The organism is Dyella sp., assembly GCF_036568765.1.
Classification (GTDB): Bacteria; Pseudomonadota; Gammaproteobacteria; order Xanthomonadales; family Rhodanobacteraceae; genus GSA-30.
Window position 1 is genome coordinate 1 of sequence record NZ_DATCRY010000215.1, and the last position, 21,993, is coordinate 21,993.

22 protein-coding genes and 1 tRNA gene are annotated in these 21,993 nt (G+C 60.3%); 6 read left to right on the forward strand and 17 right to left on the reverse strand.

Features of this window, described 5'->3' with window-relative positions; genetic code table 11:
• Nucleotides 1-1,614 (reverse strand): MASE1 domain-containing protein (locus tag VIM98_RS14940; RefSeq protein WP_331993903.1); only part of this gene is annotated, 1,614 nt, incomplete at its 3' end.
• A gap of 700 nt (nt 1,615-2,314) precedes the next feature.
• Nucleotides 2,315-3,988, reverse strand: coding sequence for a S41 family peptidase (locus tag VIM98_RS14945; RefSeq protein ID WP_331993904.1), 1,674 nt, complete (start codon nt 3,986-3,988; stop codon nt 2,315-2,317).
• Nucleotides 3,989-4,353: 365 nt separating this feature from the next.
• On the opposite strand from VIM98_RS14945, the gene VIM98_RS14950 reads away from it, so the two are divergent.
• On the forward strand, nt 4,354-4,899 hold the full coding sequence (locus tag VIM98_RS14950; RefSeq protein ID WP_331993905.1) for a hypothetical protein: 546 nt from the start codon (nt 4,354-4,356) through the stop codon (nt 4,897-4,899).
• Nucleotides 4,900-4,962: 63 nt separating this feature from the next.
• Nucleotides 4,963-5,283 (forward strand): R body protein, encoded by a 321-nt coding sequence (locus VIM98_RS14955; protein ID WP_331993906.1) that lies wholly within the window; start codon nt 4,963-4,965, stop codon nt 5,281-5,283.
• A gap of 83 nt (nt 5,284-5,366) precedes the next feature.
• Here the strand turns inward: VIM98_RS14955 and VIM98_RS14960 are convergent, their stop codons facing one another.
• The gene (locus VIM98_RS14960) at nt 5,367-5,618 is read right to left on the reverse strand and encodes a hypothetical protein (RefSeq protein WP_331993907.1); all 252 of its coding nucleotides are present in this window, start codon (nt 5,616-5,618) and stop codon (nt 5,367-5,369) included.
• 85 nt (nt 5,619-5,703) lie between these two features.
• On the reverse strand, nt 5,704-5,994 hold the full coding sequence (locus VIM98_RS14965) for a hypothetical protein (RefSeq protein ID WP_331993908.1): 291 nt from the start codon (nt 5,992-5,994) through the stop codon (nt 5,704-5,706).
• 461 nt (nt 5,995-6,455) lie between these two features.
• Between VIM98_RS14965 and VIM98_RS14970 the strand changes: the two genes are divergently transcribed.
• Entirely contained in the window at nt 6,456-7,982 is a 1,527-nt protein-coding gene (locus VIM98_RS14970; RefSeq protein ID WP_331993909.1) for a glycosyltransferase family 39 protein, read from the forward strand.
• A 1,695-nt stretch (nt 7,983-9,677) separates the two neighbouring features.
• On the opposite strand, the gene VIM98_RS14975 is transcribed toward VIM98_RS14970, so the two are convergent.
• The 3 genes from VIM98_RS14975 to rplM all read right to left on the reverse strand — a co-directional run bounded on the left by VIM98_RS14975 (nt 9,678) and on the right by rplM (nt 10,639).
• Nucleotides 9,678-9,751: transfer RNA gene (locus VIM98_RS14975), tRNA-Gln, on the reverse strand.
• Between the two features lie 57 nt (nt 9,752-9,808).
• Nucleotides 9,809-10,201, reverse strand: coding sequence for a 30S ribosomal protein S9 (rpsI, locus tag VIM98_RS14980; protein ID WP_331993910.1), 393 nt, complete (start codon nt 10,199-10,201; stop codon nt 9,809-9,811).
• A 9-nt stretch (nt 10,202-10,210) separates the two neighbouring features.
• Nucleotides 10,211-10,639, reverse strand: a complete 429-nt coding sequence (gene rplM, locus VIM98_RS14985; RefSeq protein WP_331993911.1) for a 50S ribosomal protein L13 — start codon at nt 10,637-10,639, stop codon at nt 10,211-10,213.
• A gap of 287 nt (nt 10,640-10,926) precedes the next feature.
• On the opposite strand from rplM, the gene coq7 reads away from it, so the two are divergent.
• Entirely contained in the window at nt 10,927-11,568 is a 642-nt protein-coding gene (gene coq7 / locus VIM98_RS14990; protein ID WP_331993912.1) for a 2-polyprenyl-3-methyl-6-methoxy-1,4-benzoquinone monooxygenase, read from the forward strand.
• 219 nt (nt 11,569-11,787) lie between these two features.
• Here coq7 and speD read toward each other — a convergent pair whose 3' ends face one another.
• A complete protein-coding gene (gene speD, locus VIM98_RS14995; protein WP_330905003.1) occupies nt 11,788-12,573 on the reverse strand; it encodes an adenosylmethionine decarboxylase in 786 nt (261 codons plus the stop codon).
• Between the two features lie 368 nt (nt 12,574-12,941).
• Between speD and crp the strand changes: the two genes are divergently transcribed.
• Nucleotides 12,942-13,556: a cAMP-activated global transcriptional regulator CRP gene (gene crp / locus VIM98_RS15000; protein WP_331993913.1), complete on the forward strand. Its 615-nt coding sequence runs from the start codon at nt 12,942-12,944 to the stop codon at nt 13,554-13,556.
• Between the two features lie 560 nt (nt 13,557-14,116).
• Here crp and VIM98_RS15005 read toward each other — a convergent pair.
• The 7 genes from VIM98_RS15005 to VIM98_RS15035 form a co-directional block, all read right to left on the reverse strand.
• Entirely contained in the window at nt 14,117-14,302 is a 186-nt protein-coding gene (locus VIM98_RS15005) for a hypothetical protein (protein WP_331993914.1), read from the reverse strand.
• Nucleotides 14,303-14,594: 292 nt separating this feature from the next.
• Nucleotides 14,595-15,074 carry a GNAT family N-acetyltransferase gene (locus VIM98_RS15010; RefSeq protein WP_331993915.1) on the reverse strand — a complete coding sequence of 160 codons (480 nt, stop codon included), beginning with the start codon at nt 15,072-15,074 and terminating at the stop codon, nt 14,595-14,597.
• Between the two features lie 2 nt (nt 15,075-15,076).
• Nucleotides 15,077-15,772 (reverse strand): HAD-IB family phosphatase, encoded by a 696-nt coding sequence (locus VIM98_RS15015; protein WP_331993916.1) that lies wholly within the window; start codon nt 15,770-15,772, stop codon nt 15,077-15,079.
• A 3-nt stretch (nt 15,773-15,775) separates the two neighbouring features.
• A complete protein-coding gene (gene trpC / locus VIM98_RS15020; protein WP_331993917.1) occupies nt 15,776-16,570 on the reverse strand; it encodes an indole-3-glycerol phosphate synthase TrpC in 795 nt (264 codons plus the stop codon).
• Between the two features lie 52 nt (nt 16,571-16,622).
• Entirely contained in the window at nt 16,623-17,699 is a 1,077-nt protein-coding gene (gene trpD, locus VIM98_RS15025; RefSeq protein WP_331993918.1) for an anthranilate phosphoribosyltransferase, read from the reverse strand.
• Nucleotides 17,696-18,295: an aminodeoxychorismate/anthranilate synthase component II gene (locus tag VIM98_RS15030; protein ID WP_331993919.1), complete on the reverse strand. Its 600-nt coding sequence runs from the start codon at nt 18,293-18,295 to the stop codon at nt 17,696-17,698. Before VIM98_RS15030 ends, trpD begins: the two co-directional genes overlap by 4 nt.
• Nucleotides 18,296-18,442: 147 nt before the next feature.
• A complete protein-coding gene (locus VIM98_RS15035; protein WP_331993928.1) occupies nt 18,443-19,192 on the reverse strand; it encodes a HipA domain-containing protein in 750 nt (249 codons plus the stop codon).
• A gap of 67 nt (nt 19,193-19,259) precedes the next feature.
• Between VIM98_RS15035 and VIM98_RS15040 the strand changes: the two genes are divergently transcribed.
• Nucleotides 19,260-19,916 (forward strand): hypothetical protein, encoded by a 657-nt coding sequence (locus VIM98_RS15040; protein WP_331993920.1) that lies wholly within the window; start codon nt 19,260-19,262, stop codon nt 19,914-19,916.
• A gap of 96 nt (nt 19,917-20,012) precedes the next feature.
• Here the strand turns inward: VIM98_RS15040 and VIM98_RS15045 are convergent, their stop codons facing one another.
• On the reverse strand, nt 20,013-21,155 hold the full coding sequence (locus VIM98_RS15045) for an FAD-dependent oxidoreductase (RefSeq protein ID WP_331993921.1): 1,143 nt from the start codon (nt 21,153-21,155) through the stop codon (nt 20,013-20,015).
• The gene (locus tag VIM98_RS15050) at nt 21,152-21,916 is read right to left on the reverse strand and encodes a hypothetical protein (RefSeq protein WP_331993922.1); all 765 of its coding nucleotides are present in this window, start codon (nt 21,914-21,916) and stop codon (nt 21,152-21,154) included. Before VIM98_RS15050 ends, VIM98_RS15045 begins: the two co-directional genes overlap by 4 nt.
• Nucleotides 21,917-21,993 lie beyond the last annotated feature (77 nt).

The window sequence follows — 21,993 nt, forward strand, 5'->3', positions numbered from 1 at the left end:
CCCCCCCTGCCGTTCCGCTATGTCCTCAGGTTCATGGAGCATGATGCTGACCCGTTCGCCATGGCCGACATCGTGGAGGCGGACGGTGCCCTCATAGAGAGCCGCGCGATCGCGGATGGCATCCAGCCCTAAACCGGTGACTGCCAGCCGGGACAGCAAGTGCCCTCCCCACACCTGAAGGTCGGGGTCGCCGGCATAGTGAGCGTCGATCCGGATGACCGCCCTCAAGCGTCCCCGCAAGACGCCACCTCGGATACGCACGGTCAACTCGCCAATGCTGTGCTTGCCACACAAGTGACTGACCGCCTCGCAGACCAATCGATGCATATCCAGTTGCATGGACTTGGGCAGGTCGCCGATCTTTCCATACCCGCGGCAGCGATAGGCAATGCCATAGCTATCCAGGGCGCGCGCCAGACCACCGTGGCGAAGGGTCGAGATCAGACCGTGACGCTGCAATGTGGGCGGCTGAAGCCCATCGGCCATATCGAACAACATGTGCTGGGCGGCACTGGTCCGTCGACGCAACTCCTGCGCATCGGCCGTAGGCCACAGCTGCCGGAAACGATCCAGGACCCATTCTTCTGTTGCACGGACCTCGTCGCCAACCGCCCCCATCGCCCGCGACATGCGGCTCAGGCGCGCCTCCTGCTGGCTATTTATGCGTCGCGCCAGATCCAGCGCCTTATCGGCACGGAGCAAACGCTGGCTTCCCTTGTAGCTCAGCGCCGAAATCTGGCTGCCGAACAGAAGCATCGTGCTCGCGGCAAACGCAATGAACAGCTCCGCCTGCAAGGTGGTCGCGTCGTAACGCTCCGGCATGGTGAGCGCCACCACCACGCTGGCAGCCGTCGCACCGACGGCAGCGCCGTGCCAACCGTGCCGAAGCGCCAATCCGATGACGGGCAGGAACATCAGCATCTGCGCCATCTGCCTGGATCCCGGACTGGCATCCAGGCCGATCCAGACCAGCAACCCCAGCAAGGGCACCAGGAAGACGACCGTCTCCAGCGTCAGGCGGCTTTGCACCATTCGCACGAGCGTAAGGCGCAACGTCATCGAGCGGCGACGCCACAGACTGCGAACCATCAAGACCAGGGGAACCAACGTCAGGATGCCCAGATAATTACCCAGGAGCCAGCGCGATCCTTGCACGCTGTAGTCGTAGGCGGGCGTGCCTGCTGGAACGATCGCGGCGGCCAGGGCCGCCGCATTGGCGCCCGTCCACAAGGCCGATGCCGCCATGGCACAACCCAGCACCACGCTCATCCGTACCGGTCCATGGGCAGGCATCATGCCCAGCCGATCCTTGCAGAATTTCACCATCGGCATGGCCAGGGCGATCGGAGGCACGATCATCACGGCCGACCAGGCCGCACCGAACCTGTCGAGATGGGACAGACTGGCGTACCCCACCGGGCCAAGTTCGCCGACCACGAGTGCCGGCCAGTAGCGATAAGGGACCAACATCAGCACAGCCAGGCGGAAGCCCGCGAAAAGCACCCAATGGGACCAGGAAACCTGCCTGAGCAGCAGATAGCCAAGCGCATAGCCACAGGCCACCGCGGCATGTCCCAGCCATAGATTCCTTCGCAACCCTCTCCCAACTGCCATCCGGCTACCCCTGATTTAACGAGATCGGACAATTCCTGACGCTAATGGCGCGATAAGGACAAAAAACATCGCACTGGTGAATACGTTACTAAACGGCCGTGATAATGAAGTCCCCACCCCATCCCGGCAATCTCGGCAGTCTACCCGATTTTCAATAGGGGCTCTTCCATAATTATGTGTGATGGATCACGGCGTTATGTGCAGTAGCGGCCGTTTGTTCTTGCGATGGAATAGTTCAGGCCAGAGGCCGCACCTGCGACAGAAAAATCTCGAAAAATAAGCAACTTAGCGCCGGATCGAAAGGCCTGGGCATTTAGAAGGCATTCTGCATTCCTATTGCCGGGGCGAGCGCCGCGCCGGAAGAGGTGCACGCTTCATGCCAAAGAACTTCGGTCAAGGCTGAAGGGAACCTATAAAACCCGTCAGCCGCCCTGAAGTAGAAAAAAATCCTATCTTTGTAGGAGCGACTTTAGGAAGCCTCTAGAAAAACCACCTATTCTTTGTAGGAGCGGCTTCAGCCGCGACCGGTCAGGGCCGCGCCTTGCATAATCGCGGCAGAAGCCGCTCCCATTAGGTAGCCAGGTTTTTAGATGTTCCCTACATCACTCCCACAGAAAAGCAGGTTTTTGGAGATTTTCAAAAGTCACCTCGACATGGCGCTCTTTCGTTCTCCTCAGTATTTATGCCATCAAGCACGCTTTTATTTCACAGCCAACAGCGCTCTGGCAGCGCGCTCCAAACCCAAATCCTTCTCTTGCTGAATGCTTTTGATCGTGGGGGAAACCGCGATAGTCGGCTTCAGCCCTACACCCTCGAAAACCGTCCCGTCCGGAGCACGGTCGTTTCTCGTGCAGATACGCCCACTTCCACCGCCAGGCAGTTGGAAAAACATCGGCTGTCCCGTGCTGCCCGCGGTTGTCTCCCCTACCGTGATGCCACGACGCATGGCATTGAATATCGCAACAAAGTCTTCCGCCGCCGAAAAAGTCTGCGCACTGGTCAAGACGGCAACGGGAATATCGACATGATGTGCGGCATCGGCAGAAACCTCGAACGGAGCAATATCCGTCCACCCAGGCAGCACGCCGCGCGCACGGTCGGCCGCAACGTAACTTCTGGTGCGCATCAGTGGGCTATGAACCGGCTCCCGCGCCAGCACCTGAAGTAGATCGATGGGCGTGCTGCCGCCGCCGTTGGCTCGCAGGTCGATAATCAACCCCTTGGCGGCATTCACCTCCGGCAAGTTTGCCAGCAACGCCTTCGTGCCCGCTGTGTCCTCGAACTCGTCGATGGTCAGGAGTGCAATGCCATCCGGCCTCATCTTGAAAGAAGCACCGTCTTTCCCGAGTTTCGACTGTTCCGCCAATGTCAGCCGCGTCAGGACGCGCTCCTCTTCCTTGCCTTGCGCATTCCGCACAGTAACGTGAAGTTGACTGCCTGCGCGCCCGCCGAGCAATGCGTAATCGAATGTGCGTACCTGCAGATCCTGCTGCGTCGAAGAACTCTGATAAGGCGCGACCTCACGCTCCGCATAACGACGTATATCTTCCCCTTCGATCTTCAGCAGCACATCGCCCACGCGCCACCGCTGCGCGAGCAAAGCAGGATCGCTGATTCGTGTCACCAGCACCGCATTCTCTACAAGCTGCGTGCGCAGCCCTGGTCGGCCATAGAACGTGTCCCGCAACGACTCCGGGGGATACACGTTGGTATGACCGTCCTTCAGCAAGGCGACGAACCTCATCAGCACACGGTAGTAATCTTCAGTGGAAGTTGTTGCCCGCACTTTGGCCAGGAAATCCACGTAAGTCTGATTCCAGTCCAGATCAGGCTGTCGATCGAAGAAGGCAAAATTGAAGCGAGCCTCCGACCATACTGTAGACAATCCCGCGGTCTTGGCATCGTCGCTCAGGTTCGACGCAAAGGGCGTATCCTGACCCGGTTCACGCAGCCATAGGCGCTCCCGACCGCGGGCTGCCTTTACAAGCTGTGCAAATCGTGGGTCGTCATGGAGCGATACGAGATCGGGATCCGTCGCCAGGTGTTCCGCGGGAACACTGCCTCCCTTGGCCTCCGAAGCGATAAGCGCATCCATCGCTTGTTTCTCTCGCCCCGCCAGCGCTTCTTCGCACGCAAGCTGATACATCGCAGCGTTCCAATGCCAATCCATGCCATCCGAGCCGGCGGTATAAAACGGTTCGAGGATCGCTGCAGCCTCGGCGTATTGTTTCGCCTCGTAGAGCTTCAGTGATTCGGTGTAGCGCTCGGGTAAGCTGCTTGGCGATGCCAGCGGCTGTTGGGCTACTGCGGTAAGCGTGAATCCGTAGGCTACAAGAAAGAAAACCGCAAGCCTTCGCATCTGCGTGGCAATCATGTCGTTTTTATCCCCTGTGGGCCCGGAGCCGGCACCTATTAGGTGCCAATGCTGCTTGGCGGTCAATACGGTCCGAGGCGACTCACCGACACTCACAAATGACAGAGCGCGCTGATAGACTCCCATCGCGTTGGGGGCGTCGGCACGTCAAAAGACGGTTGCCATATAACGGACACGCAACAGGGGGCTGTGCGCGTGAGTGGGAATATCCAAGTAGCTTCCGTCCCTTGGGGAATTCGACCTGCAACGGTAGAACGCTTCGCGCGTGAGGTATTTACAAACGAAAACTTCCCATCGCATCCAATGTATCGCGGCACGGTTGTCTGCCCATCTATCGATAGCAAAACCATGAAGGAGTCTTTGAAGTGAAGCGATACCTCATCGAACCCGAATCCATAGCGATTCAAGCGCCAGGTTCAGGCACCGATTCCAACGAAAGCGTGCTTCCGGTCACATACAAAGTCGTTTATCGAATCGTCGATACATCGACGCAACAGATATTGCCACCTGAAAGTGAAGACATCGACGCGGTCGCAAGCGCATGCAACGAGCTCAATGGAGCCGACGACGCGCAGAATGCATCGAGCCTTCCAGACAGCATTGTCGATTCCATCGCCATATCCAACGCCAAGTCGATCGGCGAGCAACCTGCTGTCCTGGCAAACCTTGCTCTTGCGCAGCAGATATTCAACCAGAATATGCGGCAGCAGATCGCGCTCAGCGAACAGCAAGCCATGAATCAGATCAGGATCGCAGCTGTTGCCAAGTGCGTTGCGATGATCGACAACCTTACCGAATCCAGTCAGGCGAGCATGGAAAAAGCCGGCGCGGATATCAAGACGATCCTGCAGGTGATGGAACACATCATCGGCAGGAAGCCTAGTGACGCTGAGCCTCCGCAAACCAACTGACTGCGATCGCTCGCGCAGTATCCAACACCAAGCTCGCCAACACTTCATCCAAGGATAATCACGATGTCTACGCTCCCCGAAGAAGTTGTCACTGCTGTCGCCACTGCCAATGTCAAGGCGATTGCCGAACAACCGGCCATGCTGTCCAACCTGGCCTATTCCAATCTGGTCGCCAATACCAACCTGTCGCAACAGAACGCCGTAGCCAATCAGCAGGCTATGAATGAACTGGGTATCTCCGTTGTGGCCAAAGCCACCAATACCGTCAGCAATCTGGGGCCGCTGGAGGCCAGATCGGCCGTGGATATTCTGACCAATAACGAGTTGGCCCAGACCATCGCTGATTTGAAGTCCGCGTTGCAGGCTTTCAGTAACAAGTCATAACACGTAGCGCGTATCGGATGTCGCGTCAGCGCGCTTCCGTAAAGCACCCCTCACCGATCTGGTGAGGGGCGCCTTTCACCCGATCAGTGGCACGTATCCGGATAACACGCGCAGAAATTCTCATGGGTAACGTGCTCGCAACCGTCAACCGTTTTGCGCGGCGCCAGCTGAGCAAGGTATTGCTCCAGGGTTGGCGGTACCGCTTCGGCGGTCGTCTGGATGGAGGTGCCGAAGGTATGCGGTGCGGGCGGGGGACTGCCCGCGGCAGCCGCGCTACCGGCCATGATCAAGCCCAGGAACAGAACAACACCTGCATCGACTTTGCGAAAGATCATGCGAACGCTCCTTGTGTTGATTTGAGTGCCAGAATGGCTCGCTGATCGTGACTGGGGACGTGTCCGTCGTCAATGGATGCGGCACTCAACCCTGAGTTCCATCCTGCGGCAACGACGGGACCGACAAGGCATCCACAATAAGCATGTTGGAGGAGTCCTGCTCGGCACGGTCGGCCGCCATCTGCTTGAGCAACACGGCCTGAGCAGCGAGCGCCGCCTTGATGTCGCCATTGAAATAGCGAGCCGCCGATTCGGCGACCAGGCTGGCCATGCGTTCGGTCATTTCCTGCACGGCATGGGCCGGCACGTCGTCGGCAAGTCTTACATTGGTTGGGGTCGCCTCTCCGGCAGCCCGGTCATGGTTTGTGTCAGCCATGAATTCCCCCTGTTGAGCGTGGTGATGAGGTCATGGGCTATCGCTGCCGAGCCATGGCTGACGGCAATGCGACGATTGTTTGCCCAGGCTTGAGGTAAGCGGCCGACTTACACCGAACTTAAGATTTCATAGAGCCCGAATTGGGGACGAATTGGGGACATCCATCATCTTCAGCCGTCACGGTTGCCGCGAATCGGCCACCTCCAGGTTGAGGGAGCGTCTTATGGCGATCGCTTCATGGGCTAGAAGCAACATCGAATTTGATGGATGGCCTCAACGTCATTGGGGGCGCACGGTCCAGCATTGCTTATCTGCGAACCCGGCCGGCACCGCCGGGAAGCCCCACTGCTCGTCCCGTCAGCCCGCCATTGGTCCCTGAGTTAAGTCGATCCGCCCCACGCACCTAGCTGGGTAGGGGCGCATCTGGAAATATTGGAGCAACGATCAAGGGGAACTCAAACGTGCATAGCCGCGACCTGCTCAAACCGCCGATGACCAACCCTAACCCACCTGGGGGCATCGCGCCCTTGTTCGTCATCGCCGGGTTCTTTGGCTTAGTCCACATGTTGACTAACGGGCTATACGGCTTCCATCGGGATGAGCTTCAGTTCCTTAACGACGCTCAGCATCTGGATTGGGGCTTTGTGCCCTACCCTCCGCTGACGCCTGCGCTGGAACATCTGGGGTTCCAAATGTTTGGCCTGTCGCTGGTGGGCCTGCGGCTGTTCTCGGTCGCGGCCCAGACCGTGGTGATCCTGGTCAGTGGTCTTATGGCGCGCGATCTGGGTGGCGGCCGGCTCGCCCAGATCTTCACGGCTGTCGCCGTTGGGCTATCGCCTGCGCCCATGGGCAATGCCACCATGTTCCAGTACTCCTCCTTCGACATGTTGTGGTGGGTGCTTATTGCCTGGAGTACGGTCCGCTTGCTCCGCGACGACGATCCGCGCTGGTGGGTAGCGATTGGCCTGTTCGCCGGGCTTGGCCTGCAGACCAAGTACTCGATCGCGTTTGAGCTTGTGGGCGTGCTGGCAGGGGTTCTATTCACCGATGCACGACAGTACCTTGCCAGCCGCTGGCTCTGGGCTGGCGTAGTCATTGCGCTGCTCGTATTTGCTCCCAACCTGCTCTGGCTCGCCAGGCACGACTTTATTTCCTATCACTTCCTGCAAGGCATCCATGCGCGCGACGTCAATGAAGGCCGCGCAGACGGCTTCTTGCGCGATCAATTCCTCATCAATGCCAACCTGTTTGCGGCACCGGTATGGGTCGCGGGTTTGTTTGGATACATCCGAGCTCGCCGCTACCGAATGCTTGCCTGGATGTACGTCACCCCGCTACTTCTGTTCATGCTTATGCAGGGCCGTTTCTACTATGTCAGCGCCACATATCCGATGTTGCTGGCCATGGGTTCTGTGGTCGGAGAGCGTCAGCTATGCAGGTTGCGTCCCGCATGGCGGGCTGTGACAAGCGCGCTGATGTTCAGCGGTGTCGCGATTGTCGGCGTCTACGCAGCGTTGATCATCATGCCAATGACAACGAGCGGTCCGCTGCGGGACTTTGCGTTGAAGAGGAACAACGATCTGCGCGAGAGGGTCGGCTGGAACGAGCTTGTCACGCGAGTGGCCGGCATTCGGGATGCCCTTCCTGCCGAACAAAAGGCCGATCTTGCCATTGTAGTGGGCAACTATGGCGAGCAAGGCGCCATCGCCTTGCTCGGGAAAGCCTATGACCTGCCACCACCGATCACCGCAGTCAATTCCGGATGGCTGCGTGGCTATCCAAAGACACCACCACGCACCGTGATCGTGCTGGGAAGCTCACGCGAACGCGCTGATGAACTCTTCGTCGATTGTCGCCTCGCAGGTCACTCAGGTAACACCTGGGGCGTCATCAATGAAGAAAGCCGGGATCATTCCGACATCTTTGTCTGTGGTCCTTTGCGCAAACCGTGGAGCGAGCTCTGGAGTCGTGGACCCGAGTTTGGATAAGGCTAAGCCTGCGAGCGGGGAAGGTAACCGCATTTAGGGGCCGCTTTAGGTAGGAAGCAGACACCCAGATTCAGTAAATACCGGCGGTCGCGTCGACGATAAAATTGGCCTTGTTACGGCAATGGGCGACCGTTGGACTGCACGGACATGGCGATACTCCCCGGCCGCTTGGAGAGTTGCCATACTGCGGAGCGGGGAATCTAGGGGACGTCTGCGGCCGACCCCGGAGCGACATGCCGAGATCAGGTCACAAGGAGCGATAAGTGGACGAGGTTGCCGAGCGGTTCCTTGCCCTAGATGGCGACAAGAGGCGCGCCGCATGTGTCCGGCTCTGTGAGCTCGCGCTGAGAGTTTTCGCCCGGCACACCCCCTGCCCGAGGGCGAATTGGAGACATCCATCATCTTCAGCCGTCACGGTTGCCGCGAATCGACCACCACCGAGTTGGAGGAACCCCTTATAGCGATCACTTCATGGGCTAGAAGCAACACCGAATTTAATCGATGGCCCCAATGTCTCCAATGTCTTCTTCGACCATAAACAATGAGATTAGGCGCATTGATGGTGCGTACTCATTTATGTGGCTATGGGGCGTTTCTCGTAAGGTCCGCCATGGGTCCGAAGCAGGCCTTTCCACTGAAGTGAATCAGCATCGGTACGCGTATCGAGGCGGCCGCGAAGAGGCCTAGAAATGCAGCCCAAGCGGTTCATTGCACTGGTATTTTTCAGCTTGCTTGTTCAGACCCTCTTGCGTCAGATGGCGTGCGATCAACTCCTCTGTTGTGAGTTGACGCATGGCATCGACATCGATGCACGCGCGCTGCGTGATTCCGAAAAGGCGCTGTACGTTGCGTAACACGGAACCAAGGCCCTGCTTCCTGGGTTCAGTTAGCGCAATGTCGGGAACGATACGTCGGTCCGACCCGGGTATCCCTCGAACGTCCCGCGAGTCTTGGGCATCGCGTACGCGGTCGTGGAATCCGGCGTCGGCTACCGCGCCCGAAGTTGCTGGGTGCTGGCTGGGTAACGCCAACGTGTTCGGCAATACAAGCCGGGACGGAGCATCGGCCTTGCTGTCCGATATCGTGGGCCGCGTCATTTCTGGCCTGGTGGCGTGCGGTAACAGCGGTCTCGTGCTATGGGTTGTGGTGTGTGCCGCTGAGGATACGGCGATCGGTTTCGTCGTGGCCGGTGATCGTGATGGAACCCACCGTATCTTGATCTGCGCGTCGCGCATCTGTGCGACCGTTCCCGCTGCGCCGTCAGGAGTGGCTGGCATCAGCAGCGCCAGCAGCACAACTACATGGCACCCTATCGCCACGGCCAAAGCCAGAATCCGGCGGAAGGACACACGAGCGCATGCAGGCTTCACCCCCTCTCCTCACAACCAAGACAATCCCATCCCCTAAGGACTGACCGCTCCTGAGCAATCAGCTGCTGCTAGGAGACCGTGCCGTTCGCCTAAAGTTCTAGCGCGTGAACAACGAGAAGATTGGGGACATCCATGACTTCAAAAAGCCCCCGTCACCCAGCGTTAGAACATTCTCAATCACGTCGGATTTCAATCTCACTAACCGAGCAACGTGATAGAGGCGCGGGCTCCCAGCATTCACCGCGACGACGAACCAGAACTGAGGGAGGCCAAAGCTCACCCCCCCAAAAAACAAAACCCCGCCGAAGCGGGGTTTTGATGCTACTGGCTGGGAGACTAGGATTCGAACCTAGATAAACGGAGTCAGAGTCCGTTGTCCTACCGTTAGACGATCTCCCAAGAACCGGTCGATCGGTGCGCTCTGACGCATTGCACCGATCGGCTGAAGCGCTGCGATTAGCGCTTCGAGAACTGGGTAGCGCGACGGGCCTTGTGGAGACCGACCTTCTTACGCTCGACTTCACGGGCGTCGCGGGTCACGAAGCCGGCCTTGCGGAGCGGCGACTTCAGGCTTTCGTCGTACTCGATCAGTGCGCGGGCAATGCCCAGGCGGATGGCGCCAGCCTGGCCGGTGATGCCGCCGCCGCTGACGGTGACCTTGATGTCGAACTTATCGGTGTTCTCAGTCAGCTCGAGCGGCTGGCGCACGATCATGCGCGAGGTCTCGCGGCCGAAGAACTGGTCAAGGGTCTTGCCGTTGACGATGATTTCGCCCTTGCCCTTGCGCAGGAAGACGCGCGCGGCGGAGGTCTTGCGGCGGCCGGTGCCGTAGTTCTGCTGGATCGCCATAATGATTCCTTAGATTTCCAGCGCCTGCGGCTGCTGAGCGGTATGCGGATGTTCGGCACCGCCGTACACCTTGAGCTTGCGATACATCGCGCGGCCCAGCGGGTTCTTCGGCAGCATGCCTTTGACGGCGATTTCGATCACGCGCTCCGGGTGCGTGGCCAGCATGTCCTTCAGACTGGTGGTCTTCAGGTTGCCGACGTAGCCGGTGAAGCGGTGATACTTCTTGTCGTCCAGCTTGGCGCCGGTGACGGCCACCTTCTGCGCATTGACCACGACGATGTAATCGCCGGTATCGACGTGCGGGGTGAACTCCGGCTTGTGCTTGCCGCGCAGACGGCGTGCGATCTCGGTGGACAGACGACCGAGCGTCTTGTCCGTGGCGTCGATCACGAACCAATCGCGCTTGACGCTTTCCGGCTTGGCGCTGAACGTTTTCATTTCGGAATACCTGGTGTACCGCCACAACCGGCGGTTGGCATTAAACGGTGAATCAAAGGCGCGAGATGATAACGGAAATGTTATCTATCGCGCAAGCCCAGGGGTCCCTTGGGCTGCGAGTCGGCGATGATAGCATGAATGCGCGGAGGCTTGAAAAGCCCCCTTATGGCGTCCGAAACGCCGCCGTTTCCCGGCCCCTGTGGACTGCGGCAGGCTGCCGGCTTGGCGTGCGGCGGCAGCTGTCGTCCAATAGGCCTTTGCCGGGCACGTTATCTCAAGGATTCGCCATGAATGTTCGCACGCTTTCCCCTTTCGACCGCCTGCTGGCCGGCCTGGAGCGCGCCATGGAAGCGGTGGCTGGCGAACCGGAGCCCACCCGCGCTTCGCCGGGACATGCCCACCCCCTGCCCGTGCTGGATGACGCTGCTCGTCGCCATGCCGCCGGTCTGATGCGGGTGAACCATACCGGGGAGGTCTGCGCCCAGGCGCTTTATGTCGGTCAGGCGACCCTGGCCCGCACCCCGGAAAACCGCGAACACCTGCTGCACGCCGCTGCCGAGGAGACCGATCACCTGGCCTGGTGTGCCGAGCGCCTGAAAGAACTGGACAGCCGACCCAGCCTGCTCAACCCGCTGTGGTACGCCGGTAGCTACGCGATCGGCATCGTGGCGGCGGTGGTCGGCGACCCGGTCAGCCTGGGCTTTGTCGTGGAGACCGAGCGGCAGGTAGAGGCGCACCTGGCCGAGCACCTGGAAAGCCTGCCGGCAGACGACGATCGGTCGCGGGCGATCCTTGCGCAGATGCAGACGGACGAGGTGCGGCATGCGGAGAATGCGCAGGCACGCGGCGGTGTCGATCTGCCCATGCCGGTGCCGCAACTGATGGGCCTGATGTCGAAGGTGATGAAGACCGTCGCGTATAGAGTTTGATCAGCAAAAAGCCGCTCTTGAGAGAACAGGACGTACGCAGCGTTGCTGCCGCGCCATCGGACGAGCGCCATGACATCGATCTGTTCGATGCTTCCGCCCTTTGGCAAGCTACTACCCGCGAGATCGACGTTTCCGATGCGGGCTTCACGACGCCTGCAGTGGACGGAACGAGGACGAATACAAGCGAGCCGGCGCTGGGGCCGGCTCGCTTGTCAGAACTTACATTAGGTTGCGACCGTGGAAGAGCTCTTCGATCTCGCGGCGCAGCAGCGATTCGATGCGCTGACGCTCCTTGAAGGAAAGGTCGTCGGCATGGGCTTCGAACAGGTAGGTGTCGAGGTCGAAGTCCTTGATGTGCATCTTCGTGTGGAAGATGTTTTCCTGGTAGACGTTGACGTCGAACATCTCGTACTTCTGGCGAATGTGGCGCGCCAGGTAATCCTGCACCGAGTTGATCTTGTGGTCGATGAAGTGCTTCTTGCCCTTCACGTCGCGGGTGAAACCGCGTACGCGGTAATCGCACACGACGATATCCGACTCGAAACTGTCGATCAGATAATTCAGGGCCTTCAACGGCGAGATCACGCCGCAGGTGGCCACGTCGATATCCGCACGGAAGGTGGCGATGCCGTTGTGCGGGTGAGTCTCCGGGTAGGTGTGGACGGTGATATGGCTCTTGTCCATATGCGCCACCACGGCACCGGAGATCGTGTCACGACCGAGCTTCTCGACCACCGGCTCCTCGGAGATCAAGATCGTCACCGACGCACCTTGCGGATCGTAGTCCTGGCGCGCGATATTGAGGATGTTGGCACCGATGATCTCAGCCACATCCGTCAGGATCTGGGTCAGGCGGTCGGCGTCATACTGCTCGTCGATGTACTCGATATAACGCTGGCGCTGTTCTTCGGACACCGCATAGCAGATATCGTAAATGTTAAAGCTCAGCGCCTTCGTCAGGTTGTTGAAGCCTTGCAGACGTAGACGCGGGAGTGGTTTCACCACAGCGACTCTCCGTTAAGGCCGGTTCGCCCGGCAGTCAGAGGGCGGGTTAGCGACAAGGGTCCCCGCTGGATAATTCGACGTGAAAGGGGTTAGCTTCCACGACCCTTGTGACCGGAAGGCGACACACAGGCGAGCCGCACTCCGAAAGACTGCGAAGTATGCGGCATATTTCGGAAAAACAGAACCTGCGGAGTGGCCGGCGAGTTTGCCATAATGCCGGTCAGGGGGAACGTGAAGGACCGACTGCCGCCTTCGGGCATGCTGACTAATTGCGGGATAGATAGATCGTGGCGCAACTTAAATATCAACTCCAACAAGCCTTTGAACGCTCTCAGGCCCCATCCGGCTTTGCTCCCGATCCTGCCTCGATGGAGCGCTTTCTTGCGCTTTGCCACCGACGCCGATATCCCGGCAAGACCGCCATCATCCGACCCGGCGACCCGGCCAACACCCTGTACTACATCATCGACGGCTCCCTGGCGGTCTGTACCGAGGACGAGCAGGGCCGCGAACTGATCCTGGCCTACCTGAGCCGGGGGCAGTTCATCGGCGAAATGGGCCTGTTCGTGGAGCAGGCCCAGCGCGAATCGATGGTGCGCACTCGCACCGCTTGCGAAATGGCCGAAATCAGCTATGAACGCCTGTTCCAGCTGATGGAAGGCCCGCTGCGCGACGAGTGCCCCAAGATCCTGTTCGCCATCGGCGCCCAGCTGACCAACCGTCTCCTGCGCACCTCGCGTCAGGTCAGCCGGATGGCCTTCATGGACGTAACGAACCGCATCTCCCGCACCCTGCTGGATCTGTGCCAGGAACCGGACGCGATGAGCCACCCGGATGGAACCCAGATCCGCATCTCCCGTCAGGAAGTGAGCCGTATCGTGGGTTGCTCGCGCGAAATGGTCGGCCGCGTGCTCAAGCAGTTGGAAGAGCAGCGGATGATCGATGTGTCGGGCAAGACGATCGTGGTGCGCGGGACGCGCTGAGGGCGGTCAAGAGCCTCCTCAACCCCGCCCTCTCCCCGGCGAAGCCAGGGAGAGGGTGTTTTGAAGGGGTAGACGCGATGCTTCGCGCCCTTCCTTAACCCATTGGCCGTCCGCCTTGCGGCGTCGCTAGGCTTAGCCCCATCTGTGGCGCTAGAGAACTGTCACTTGTCCTCTATCGCTTGCACAGCGGCCCAACAAGCAACTCGTCATCGACGTGTTAATTATGGGGACATGCCCGGTGGCGTAACAAAGGATAAAAAGCTGCGCCCTTCTGTTCGTGTGCGCACTGATCCAATCCTGGCCCACCGTGGCGCAGCCATCACCGATTTGCAGACGTGAACCAAGGCAGCCACTTTCGCCGTCATGGCTTTACAGGCGTATGCCATTTTGTATCGCTTGCGGCCAAGGCGCTTTATCTTCCTTTACGTCACAGCCAAACCCCATGAGCGTTTCCGCCGCCCATGTACTTTCACCGGTCAATGGCTCACCATTTCCAGTCGCCTCGCAGATAGCCCGGTGATATGCGCGCGTTTCCATCGGCTGCAACGCAGGGACGTAAGTCAGGCTTCATCCTCCCGAGGACGCAGTATTTGCCTGATAACGACCTGATTTCCTGACGCATCTGGGATTTGCACAGTACGCTCGATGAATCCCGAGTCACCGCCAACTGTGACGTTCTTCTGGATCAGTATTTGAGCGTGAGCACTACCCATCGCAATAAATAAGAGAAAGAGAAGGTATTTCATAGGACCTCGTTGAATGGCACCGATGCATAAATGCACCGAGCCTCAGCTTATGAGCACCTACGGAGGCCAGATATAAGGGTTTTCACGGAGGACGTTGGCTATCCATCCCTGCCTTTCGTCATGCTCGAATGCCAAGCTTACGAGCCCCACGGCACTCACTAAGTAGGCTTCTCGCGATATGGGCTGTGAGGGATAGAAGAGCCCTCTCAGAGCCCTCTCGCCTCTATCTTTTCCACGGCGAAGCCAGGTGAAGAGGGGGCGAGCGAGAAGGAAGCCCGAGAAGCGCGTGGTCTCAACGCTTCTCGGGCTGATAGATGTAATAAACGTCCGCCCGCTCGTAATGCGAGCCCTCGCGCACAGACGGCTGTTTGACGAAGCCTGATTTCTCGTACATCCGCAGCGCCCGTTCGAGGCTGCTGTGCGACTCCAAAAACAGATGGTGGCCGCCCAGGCGATGGAACTCGGCGATCATCGCATCCAGTAGCTTGCGCCCCGCCCCGTGCCCCCGGAAGGCTTCATCGACGCCCATCTTGGAAAGCTCGTACACACCAGGCGATTCGCACAGCAGCGCGCAAGTGCCGATGATGTGTTCGCCCAGGCGCGCAAACAGGATCACCCCGCCCGGCGCCAGTACGTAACGTTCCGGATCGGAAAGTACCGCTTCGTCGATATCCTCGATACGGAAGTGCCGCTGTAGCCACTGCGCATTGAGGCGATAGAAATGCGCGCGCAGAGCCGGTTCGAAGGGAACGATTTCGACGTTATCGGACATGCTCAATACCACTCGACCCGGGTCACGCTGCGGCCCAGCGCGCGCTCGATCTTCTTGCAGACCTGCGGCTCGCCGTTGACGAGCACCGCCTCGCCAGCCACCTTGAGCATGGGGATGTCGACAACCGAATCGCTATAAGCGACATGCCACGATTGCAAGCCATGCACCCCGAGCTGCTTGACCTTCTGGCGGCCGATATTGTGCAACTTGACGCGCATGCCCAGCAGGCCCGGACGCATCTGCGATGCAACCACCTCCACGCCGCTCAGGCCCAGTTGCTGGAGAATGCCGCTCACCAGCGTGTGTTCGCACCCCGTAACCACGATGACGCGGTCGCCCGCTGCCTGGTGCCTCCGTAATGCATGCAGCGCATCGCGACTGAACTGCTTGGGACGACGCACCAGCGACGCCGCAAAAGCTTGCGCCGTCACCGGGTAGCGCTGCGCGTTCACGCCCAGAAATGCGATATGCACCAGGGTGCGCGCCGGGAGCCGACGGGAGATCGGCAACTGCAGCAATAGCCAGGGCAGCGCAAGAAAAGCCGCCAGCTTGCGCAGCCAGGCATGCTCATAGCGATGACGGACGAACTGATAAAACGCATCGCCGTAGAACAGTACGCCATCGAAGTCGAATAGCACCGTGCGTGGCGCGGCTGCCTCTACCGTTTCCGGCAGTATCGTTGCATCCCCTGTTTGCATCGATCAGCTGCCTGCGAAGAGTCGCTTCAGTTCGGCACCAGGATCGGCCGCGCGCATGAATGCCTCGCCGACCAGGAAGGCATTGATACCGGCATCCTGCAGACGCTCGATGTCGTCATGCGTATGAATGCCCGATTCGCTGACCAGAATACGGTCGTATTCGATCATCGATTGCAGTTCGATCGACGTATCGATGCTGGTTTCGAAGGTACGCAGGTTGCGGTTGTTCACCCCGATCAGCGGCACCGGCAAGGCCAGCGCACGCTCCATTTCCTCTACGTCATGCACTTCGCACAGCACGTCGAGGTCGAGCTCGGCAGCCAGCAGGGAAAGCTCGAGCAGGGCCGCATCGCCCAACGCGGCGACGATCAGCAGGATGCAGTCGGCGCCGATGACACGGGCCTCGTACACCTGGTAGGGATCGATCACGAAATCCTTGCGCAGCACCGGCAAGTTGCAGGCATCACGCGCCTGTTGCAGGAAATCTTCGCTACCGTGGAAGAAATCCTTGTCGGTCAACACGGACAAGCACGCCGCACCGCCGGCTTCGTAGCTGCGGGCAATGCTGGCCGGGTCGAAGTCGGGGCGGATCACGCCCTTGCTCGGGCTGGCCTTTTTCACTTCGGCGATGACCGCCGGCAGGCCTGCGTCGATTTTCGCCTCGATCGCCGCGGCGAACCCGCGCGTATCGGGCAGGTCGACAATACGTGCCGAGAGCTCGGCCAGTGGCAAGCGCGCGCTACGCTCGGCGAGCTCCTCGGTCTTGCGGGCCAGGATACGGGACAGGATATCGGGCATGGCTCAAGCGTACGGCAGTGGGGGGATGCGCCTAAGAATATCGCAGCCCGCGTCAGGCGGGGTGAGACGATAATTGCACGGTCGCGGCGACAAATGCATCCAGCTTGGCCCGGGCCGCGCCGCGCGCAATCGTCTTGCGTGCGAGCTCAATGCCAGCCGCGATGCTATCGGCGACCTTGGCTACATAAAGCGCTGCGCCCGCGTTCAGGCAGACGATGTCATGCGGTACGCCAGGACGGCCTTCCAGCGCCTCCAGCAACATCGCACGCGATTCGTCGGCATTTTCCACGCGCAAATTTCGACTGGAGGCCATCGCCAGGCCGAAATCCTCCGGCTCGACCTCGTATTCACGCACCTGGCCATCGCGAAGCTCGCCGACCAGCGTGGCCGCGCCCAGCGAGATCTCGTCCATGCCATCGCGGCCCCAGACCACCAGCGCACGCTCGGCACCCAACGCCTGCAGGGCACGCACCTGAATGCCGACAAGATCCGGGTGGAACACACCCATCAGGATATTCGGCGCGCCGGCCGGATTGGTCAGCGGCCCCAGAATATTGAACAGGGTGCGCACGCCCATTTCCTTGCGCACCGGTGCCACCACTTTCATCGCCGGATGATGGTTGGGCGCGAACATGAAGCCGATCCCGGTCTGCTCCATGCATTGGGCGACCCGGGCCGGCATGAGGTCGATGCGCGCGCCCAACGCCTCGAGCACATCCGCGCTGCCCGACTTGGACGATACGCTGCGACCGCCGTGCTTGGCGACCCGTGCGCCAGCCGCGGCGGCGACGAACATCGACGCGGTGGAGATGTTGAAACTGGATGCGCCGTCGCCGCCGGTGCCGACGATATCGACGAAATGCGGATGCGCAGGCAGTTGGACCTTGGCCGAAAGCTCACGCATCACGCGCGCCGCGCCTGTGATCTCGCCGACGGTTTCCTTCTTCACACGCAGGCCGGTCATGATTGCCGCGGTCATCAGCGGGCTGACTTCGCCACGCATGATCTGTCCCATCAGCTCGATCATTTCGTCGTGAAAGATCTCACGATGCTCTATCGTGCGCTGCAAGGCTTCCTGAGGCGTGATGCCGACGCGGCGACCGAGGTTATCCGTGCGTGCGTCGCTCATGCAGCCAGCTTCTTCAGCGGCAGGCCGAGGAAGTTACGCAGCAGGTCGTGGCCGTACTGGGTCAGGATCGATTCGGGATGGAACTGCACGCCTTCGACGTTGAGTGTCTTGTGACGCAGGCCCATGATCTCGTCGATCGAGCCATCGGCATGTTCGGTCCATGCCGTGACTTCGAGGCAATCGGGCAGCGACCCCTGCTCCACGACCAGGGAGTGATAGCGCGTGGCTTCGAACGGGTCGGGCAAGCCGGCGAACACGCCTTGGCCGCGATGGCGCACCGGCGAGGTCTTGCCGTGCATGATCTCCTTGGCGCGGATCACTTTGCCGCCGAAGGCCTGACCGATCGCCTGATGCCCGAGGCAAACCCCGAACACCGGAATCTCGCCACTGAGCTCGCGCAGCACATCCAGCGACACGCCGGCATCGTCCGGCGTACCCGGGCCAGGAGAAATCATGATGTGCGAAGGCTTCAGCGCGCGGATCGCGGCGACATCCAGCGCGTCGTTGCGCACGACCTTCACCGTCTGGCCCAGCTCGCCCAGGTACTGGACGAGGTTGAAAGTAAAGGAGTCGTAGTTATCGATCATCAAAAGCACGTCAGCACCATCTTTTTGATTCGTAGGGATTTTTTAGGATCTCGACAACCCTGGATAGATCCGGCGCGCTGACTGCTGGCAGCCACAGAGCAACCTTCGGGCATTATCCGACGATCCAAGCGACTGGGACAGTCCATACATGCCGCCCTATGGGCTCAGGTACGCCTGCAGCACTCGCATGCGCTTTTGGATGCCCGCGCTGACGGACACATGAAGTTCTTGCGGAAAGCCGGCAGGCAGCTCAGCCTCTAGTGCGGCCGCCGCTTTGTCCATCCGCGAGGCAATGTTTTCGATGGCGCTGCTGACGAGAGCCTTCGGAAGGCCCGCTTTTTCAGCCGTCTGAAAAAAATGCCTCGGCTGGACTTCGTCGATGCGGTGGTGCCGGTTGTCGCCGACCGACATGGCAAGCTTCATCTGCTTGCCCTCGAGGTACCGTGCATCAAGGCTGGGTTGCGCGCTCAATACGTCGTAAAGCGGCGTCAATGCGTAGCCGCCGCGAGGGCGCAGAAATACGCTGAAGTTCTTGGCATGTCCGTCAGTCGCACCGATCAACCAGAAAACCAACTGTGCCTGGATCAATGTGCGATGATCGTCGGCCGGCGAGTCGCTACCCTGGAGCAGATTCGCGATGTCCAGGATACCGGGGCCACCATCGGCCTGGTATTTACGCGTTGGCGGCACGGAGAGCGCCTGGCAACAATCCTCCTGTGGAAGACGAACCAGACGGCCCTCGTGCCAGACTCGATCGAACCGCTCGATGACCAGCGCCTTGGTCTGGCCGAAGGTCATGATCCGCGCATCGTTGACGCGCAAACCGAGATGCTTGAGCAACTTCAAGCAGTAAAATTCGTTTTCGACGCTATTTGAAAGATCGATGCCATTGGGAAGGCGACCAATAGCCCCAAAAGCATTTGCGAACCGCCTGCGCGCGACCCTACGATTTCCAAGTCTTCAGGGGCGGACCATGCAGGCCAATAACATCAATATCGCCGTGCATGTCGGGACCGGCGTGCTCGGCTTGGCGATCGGCCTGGTGCCGATCCTGTCAGTCAAGGGAAGCCGCATCCATCGGCGCGCGGGCAAGCTCTTTGTCGCCCTGGCGGGCGTCGCGATCGGCACCGCGGTACTTGCCGACCTGCTGCTGCCTCAACCCCTGGCACTGATCGCAGCGACACTGTCGGCCGGCTATCAATTCCTTGCAGGGCTGCGTGCCCTGCATCTACGCCATCGCGGACCGGGAATATTGGACGCGGCGCTTGCCTGCGCCGCGTTGATCGGCAGTGTCTGGTTGTTGCTGGCGTTGAGCTCCGGCCGTGCCTCGGCCTCATGGAGTCCGGCCATCGGATACGCCATCGCCGGCTACCTCGGTGCCGTGGCGCTGTATGACCTGAGTCGGCCGCTCTGGGCGAACTACTGGCTGGCTCGCATCCGGCCGCTGGATCATGGGCTCAAAATGACCGGATGCTATTTCGCGATGTTCTCGGCCGGTGCCGGCAACAGTCTCCGCGCCTGGCAGCCGTGGAGTCAGATTGTGCCGTCTTCGCTCGGCGGCCTTGTTTTGATCGTATTGGTCATTGTTTATTTGCGCCGACCGGCCATGGGCATTCATGGCAACCTGTAGGCCACGATGCTCCTGCGGAAGAGCAGGCGACTTCTCGCGAGTGTTCCGCCCCTCCCGACCTCCCCCTATAAACCAACGGGAGGAGTCTTTGGCAAATCATGGGCGGCCGGTCAAACGCCTCGGATCGAGCATTGCCGCCGTAACGCCAGCATCCGCCAGATGCGCAGGCATCGGTCGACCCTGCGCCAGCGCGGCACAAGCCTCGCCCATCGCGGCGCTGGTCTGGATGCCATACCCGCCCTGCCCGGCGACCCAGAAGAAACCTTCGGTGTCTGGCGCGAAGCCACCGACCAGATCGCCATCGGCGACGAACGAACGCAGCCCCGCCCAGGTACGTGCCGGGCGACGGATGCTCATGGTGGTGGCTTCTTCGATGCGGTAAATGCCGAGCGCGATATCCAGTTCCTCCGGATGCACGTCGTGCGGCATGTCCGGGTCGACATTGGCCGGTGAGCCGAGCAGCAAGCCGGCATCGGGTTTGAAATAGAAGCTTTCGCCAACGTCGGTGACGAAAGGCCAGTCCGCGGTAGCCACGTCCGCCGGTGGCTCGAACAGGAAGGCCGAGCGCCTGCGCGGCTCGATGCCGATCGGGGCAACGCCGGCAAAGGCGGCGATTTGATCGACCCAGGCACCTGCAGCATTGAGCAACAAGGGCGCGCGATAACGATGCTGCCCGGCTTCAACGAGCCAGTGGCCAGGGCCCCGCACAATCTCTCTCACCTCCGCATCCAGGCGGAGCACACCGTGCCGCTCGCGCACACCGCGCAAGAATCCTTGATGCAGTTCATTGACGTCGATATCGGCGGCGCGCGGCTCCAGGAAGCCCGCATGTGCGAAGGCTTCGCGTAGCACCGGCACGCGTTCGCGTATCGCCTCGCTGTCGAGCCAAGCCAAGTCGCCGGTCAATGGCCGCATCGCTTCGAAATCGTGGCGCAGCCTAGCTTCATCGGCTTCCGACGCGATCACCAGCGAACCGCGTGGCGATAGCAGACGGTGTGCGGCAAAGCCCGGCGGGGGCGACTGCAGGAACGGACGCGTTGCGCGCGTCAGTGCGCGCACTTGCGCCGAACCGTAGGTTTCGCTGAACAAAGCCGCAGAACGACCCGTGGTGTGATAGCCAGCGTAGTCCTCGCGTTCGAGCACCAGCACGCGTGCCTGACGTGCCAGGAAATACGCGACCGATGCACCTGCCATGCCGGCACCGATCACGATGGCATCGAAATCGTCGATCGTGCTCATGCGCCAGTATCCTGGGGCGCTGGCAGTTGCCAGGCTTTCCATCGCGCCTGATAAACCTTGCGCGGCAACAATACGAATATGGGCTTACGCTCAGGGCGCAGCCAGCCGAGCAGGCTTTGCATGACGGGGAGTGTCATGGCCGTGCAGCCTGCAGTGGGCGTATCGGGCGAATGCCAGATGTGCGCGAAGATGCAACTGCCTAGTCCCGGCGTATTGTCCGGGTTGCTGGCAATCACGAAACCCAGGCGATAACGCTGATCGCCGTGCACGTGGATATCGCGGCGCATCGGCTCGGTGGAATCCTTCGCGGCCTGCCCGCCGACGTCGCGTGTATCGACGATGCGGTTGTAGAACGGCGAGGTGGTCGCGTCGACGCAGTAGTCAGTGGCTTGCAGACTGCGGTAGGGCAACGCAGTGGCCGCTTTTGGCTCATAGCCGAATGCCTCGCCGATGCGGAAAATACCCGCGGGACTACGGTTATCGCCCTCGTGCTTGACGGGGCCGTCGGCATCTTCCGACGCGAAATCTTTGCCCCAGGCGGCACCGTTACGGCCGACGACGACCGGCTCAGCTTTGCCTACGGCGTGCCAAGCATGGCGATCGCGTTCGTAGCGATGCAGGCTGCCATGAATAGCATCCCAGTTGCCGGTGATGACGACGACGGCTTGATGTGCGTCGGTCCAGGTTGGCGTTGTGGCTGTCGCGCTGGTTGTTGCGAATGCTGCAACAGTTAGAACGAGGGCTAGGAGAGCCCCCCTCACCCCGAACCTCTCCCCCGGCGAAGCCGAGGGAGCCTGACTGGGGCGAACTTCAGTGCCTCGTACTTGCGCAACGTGCT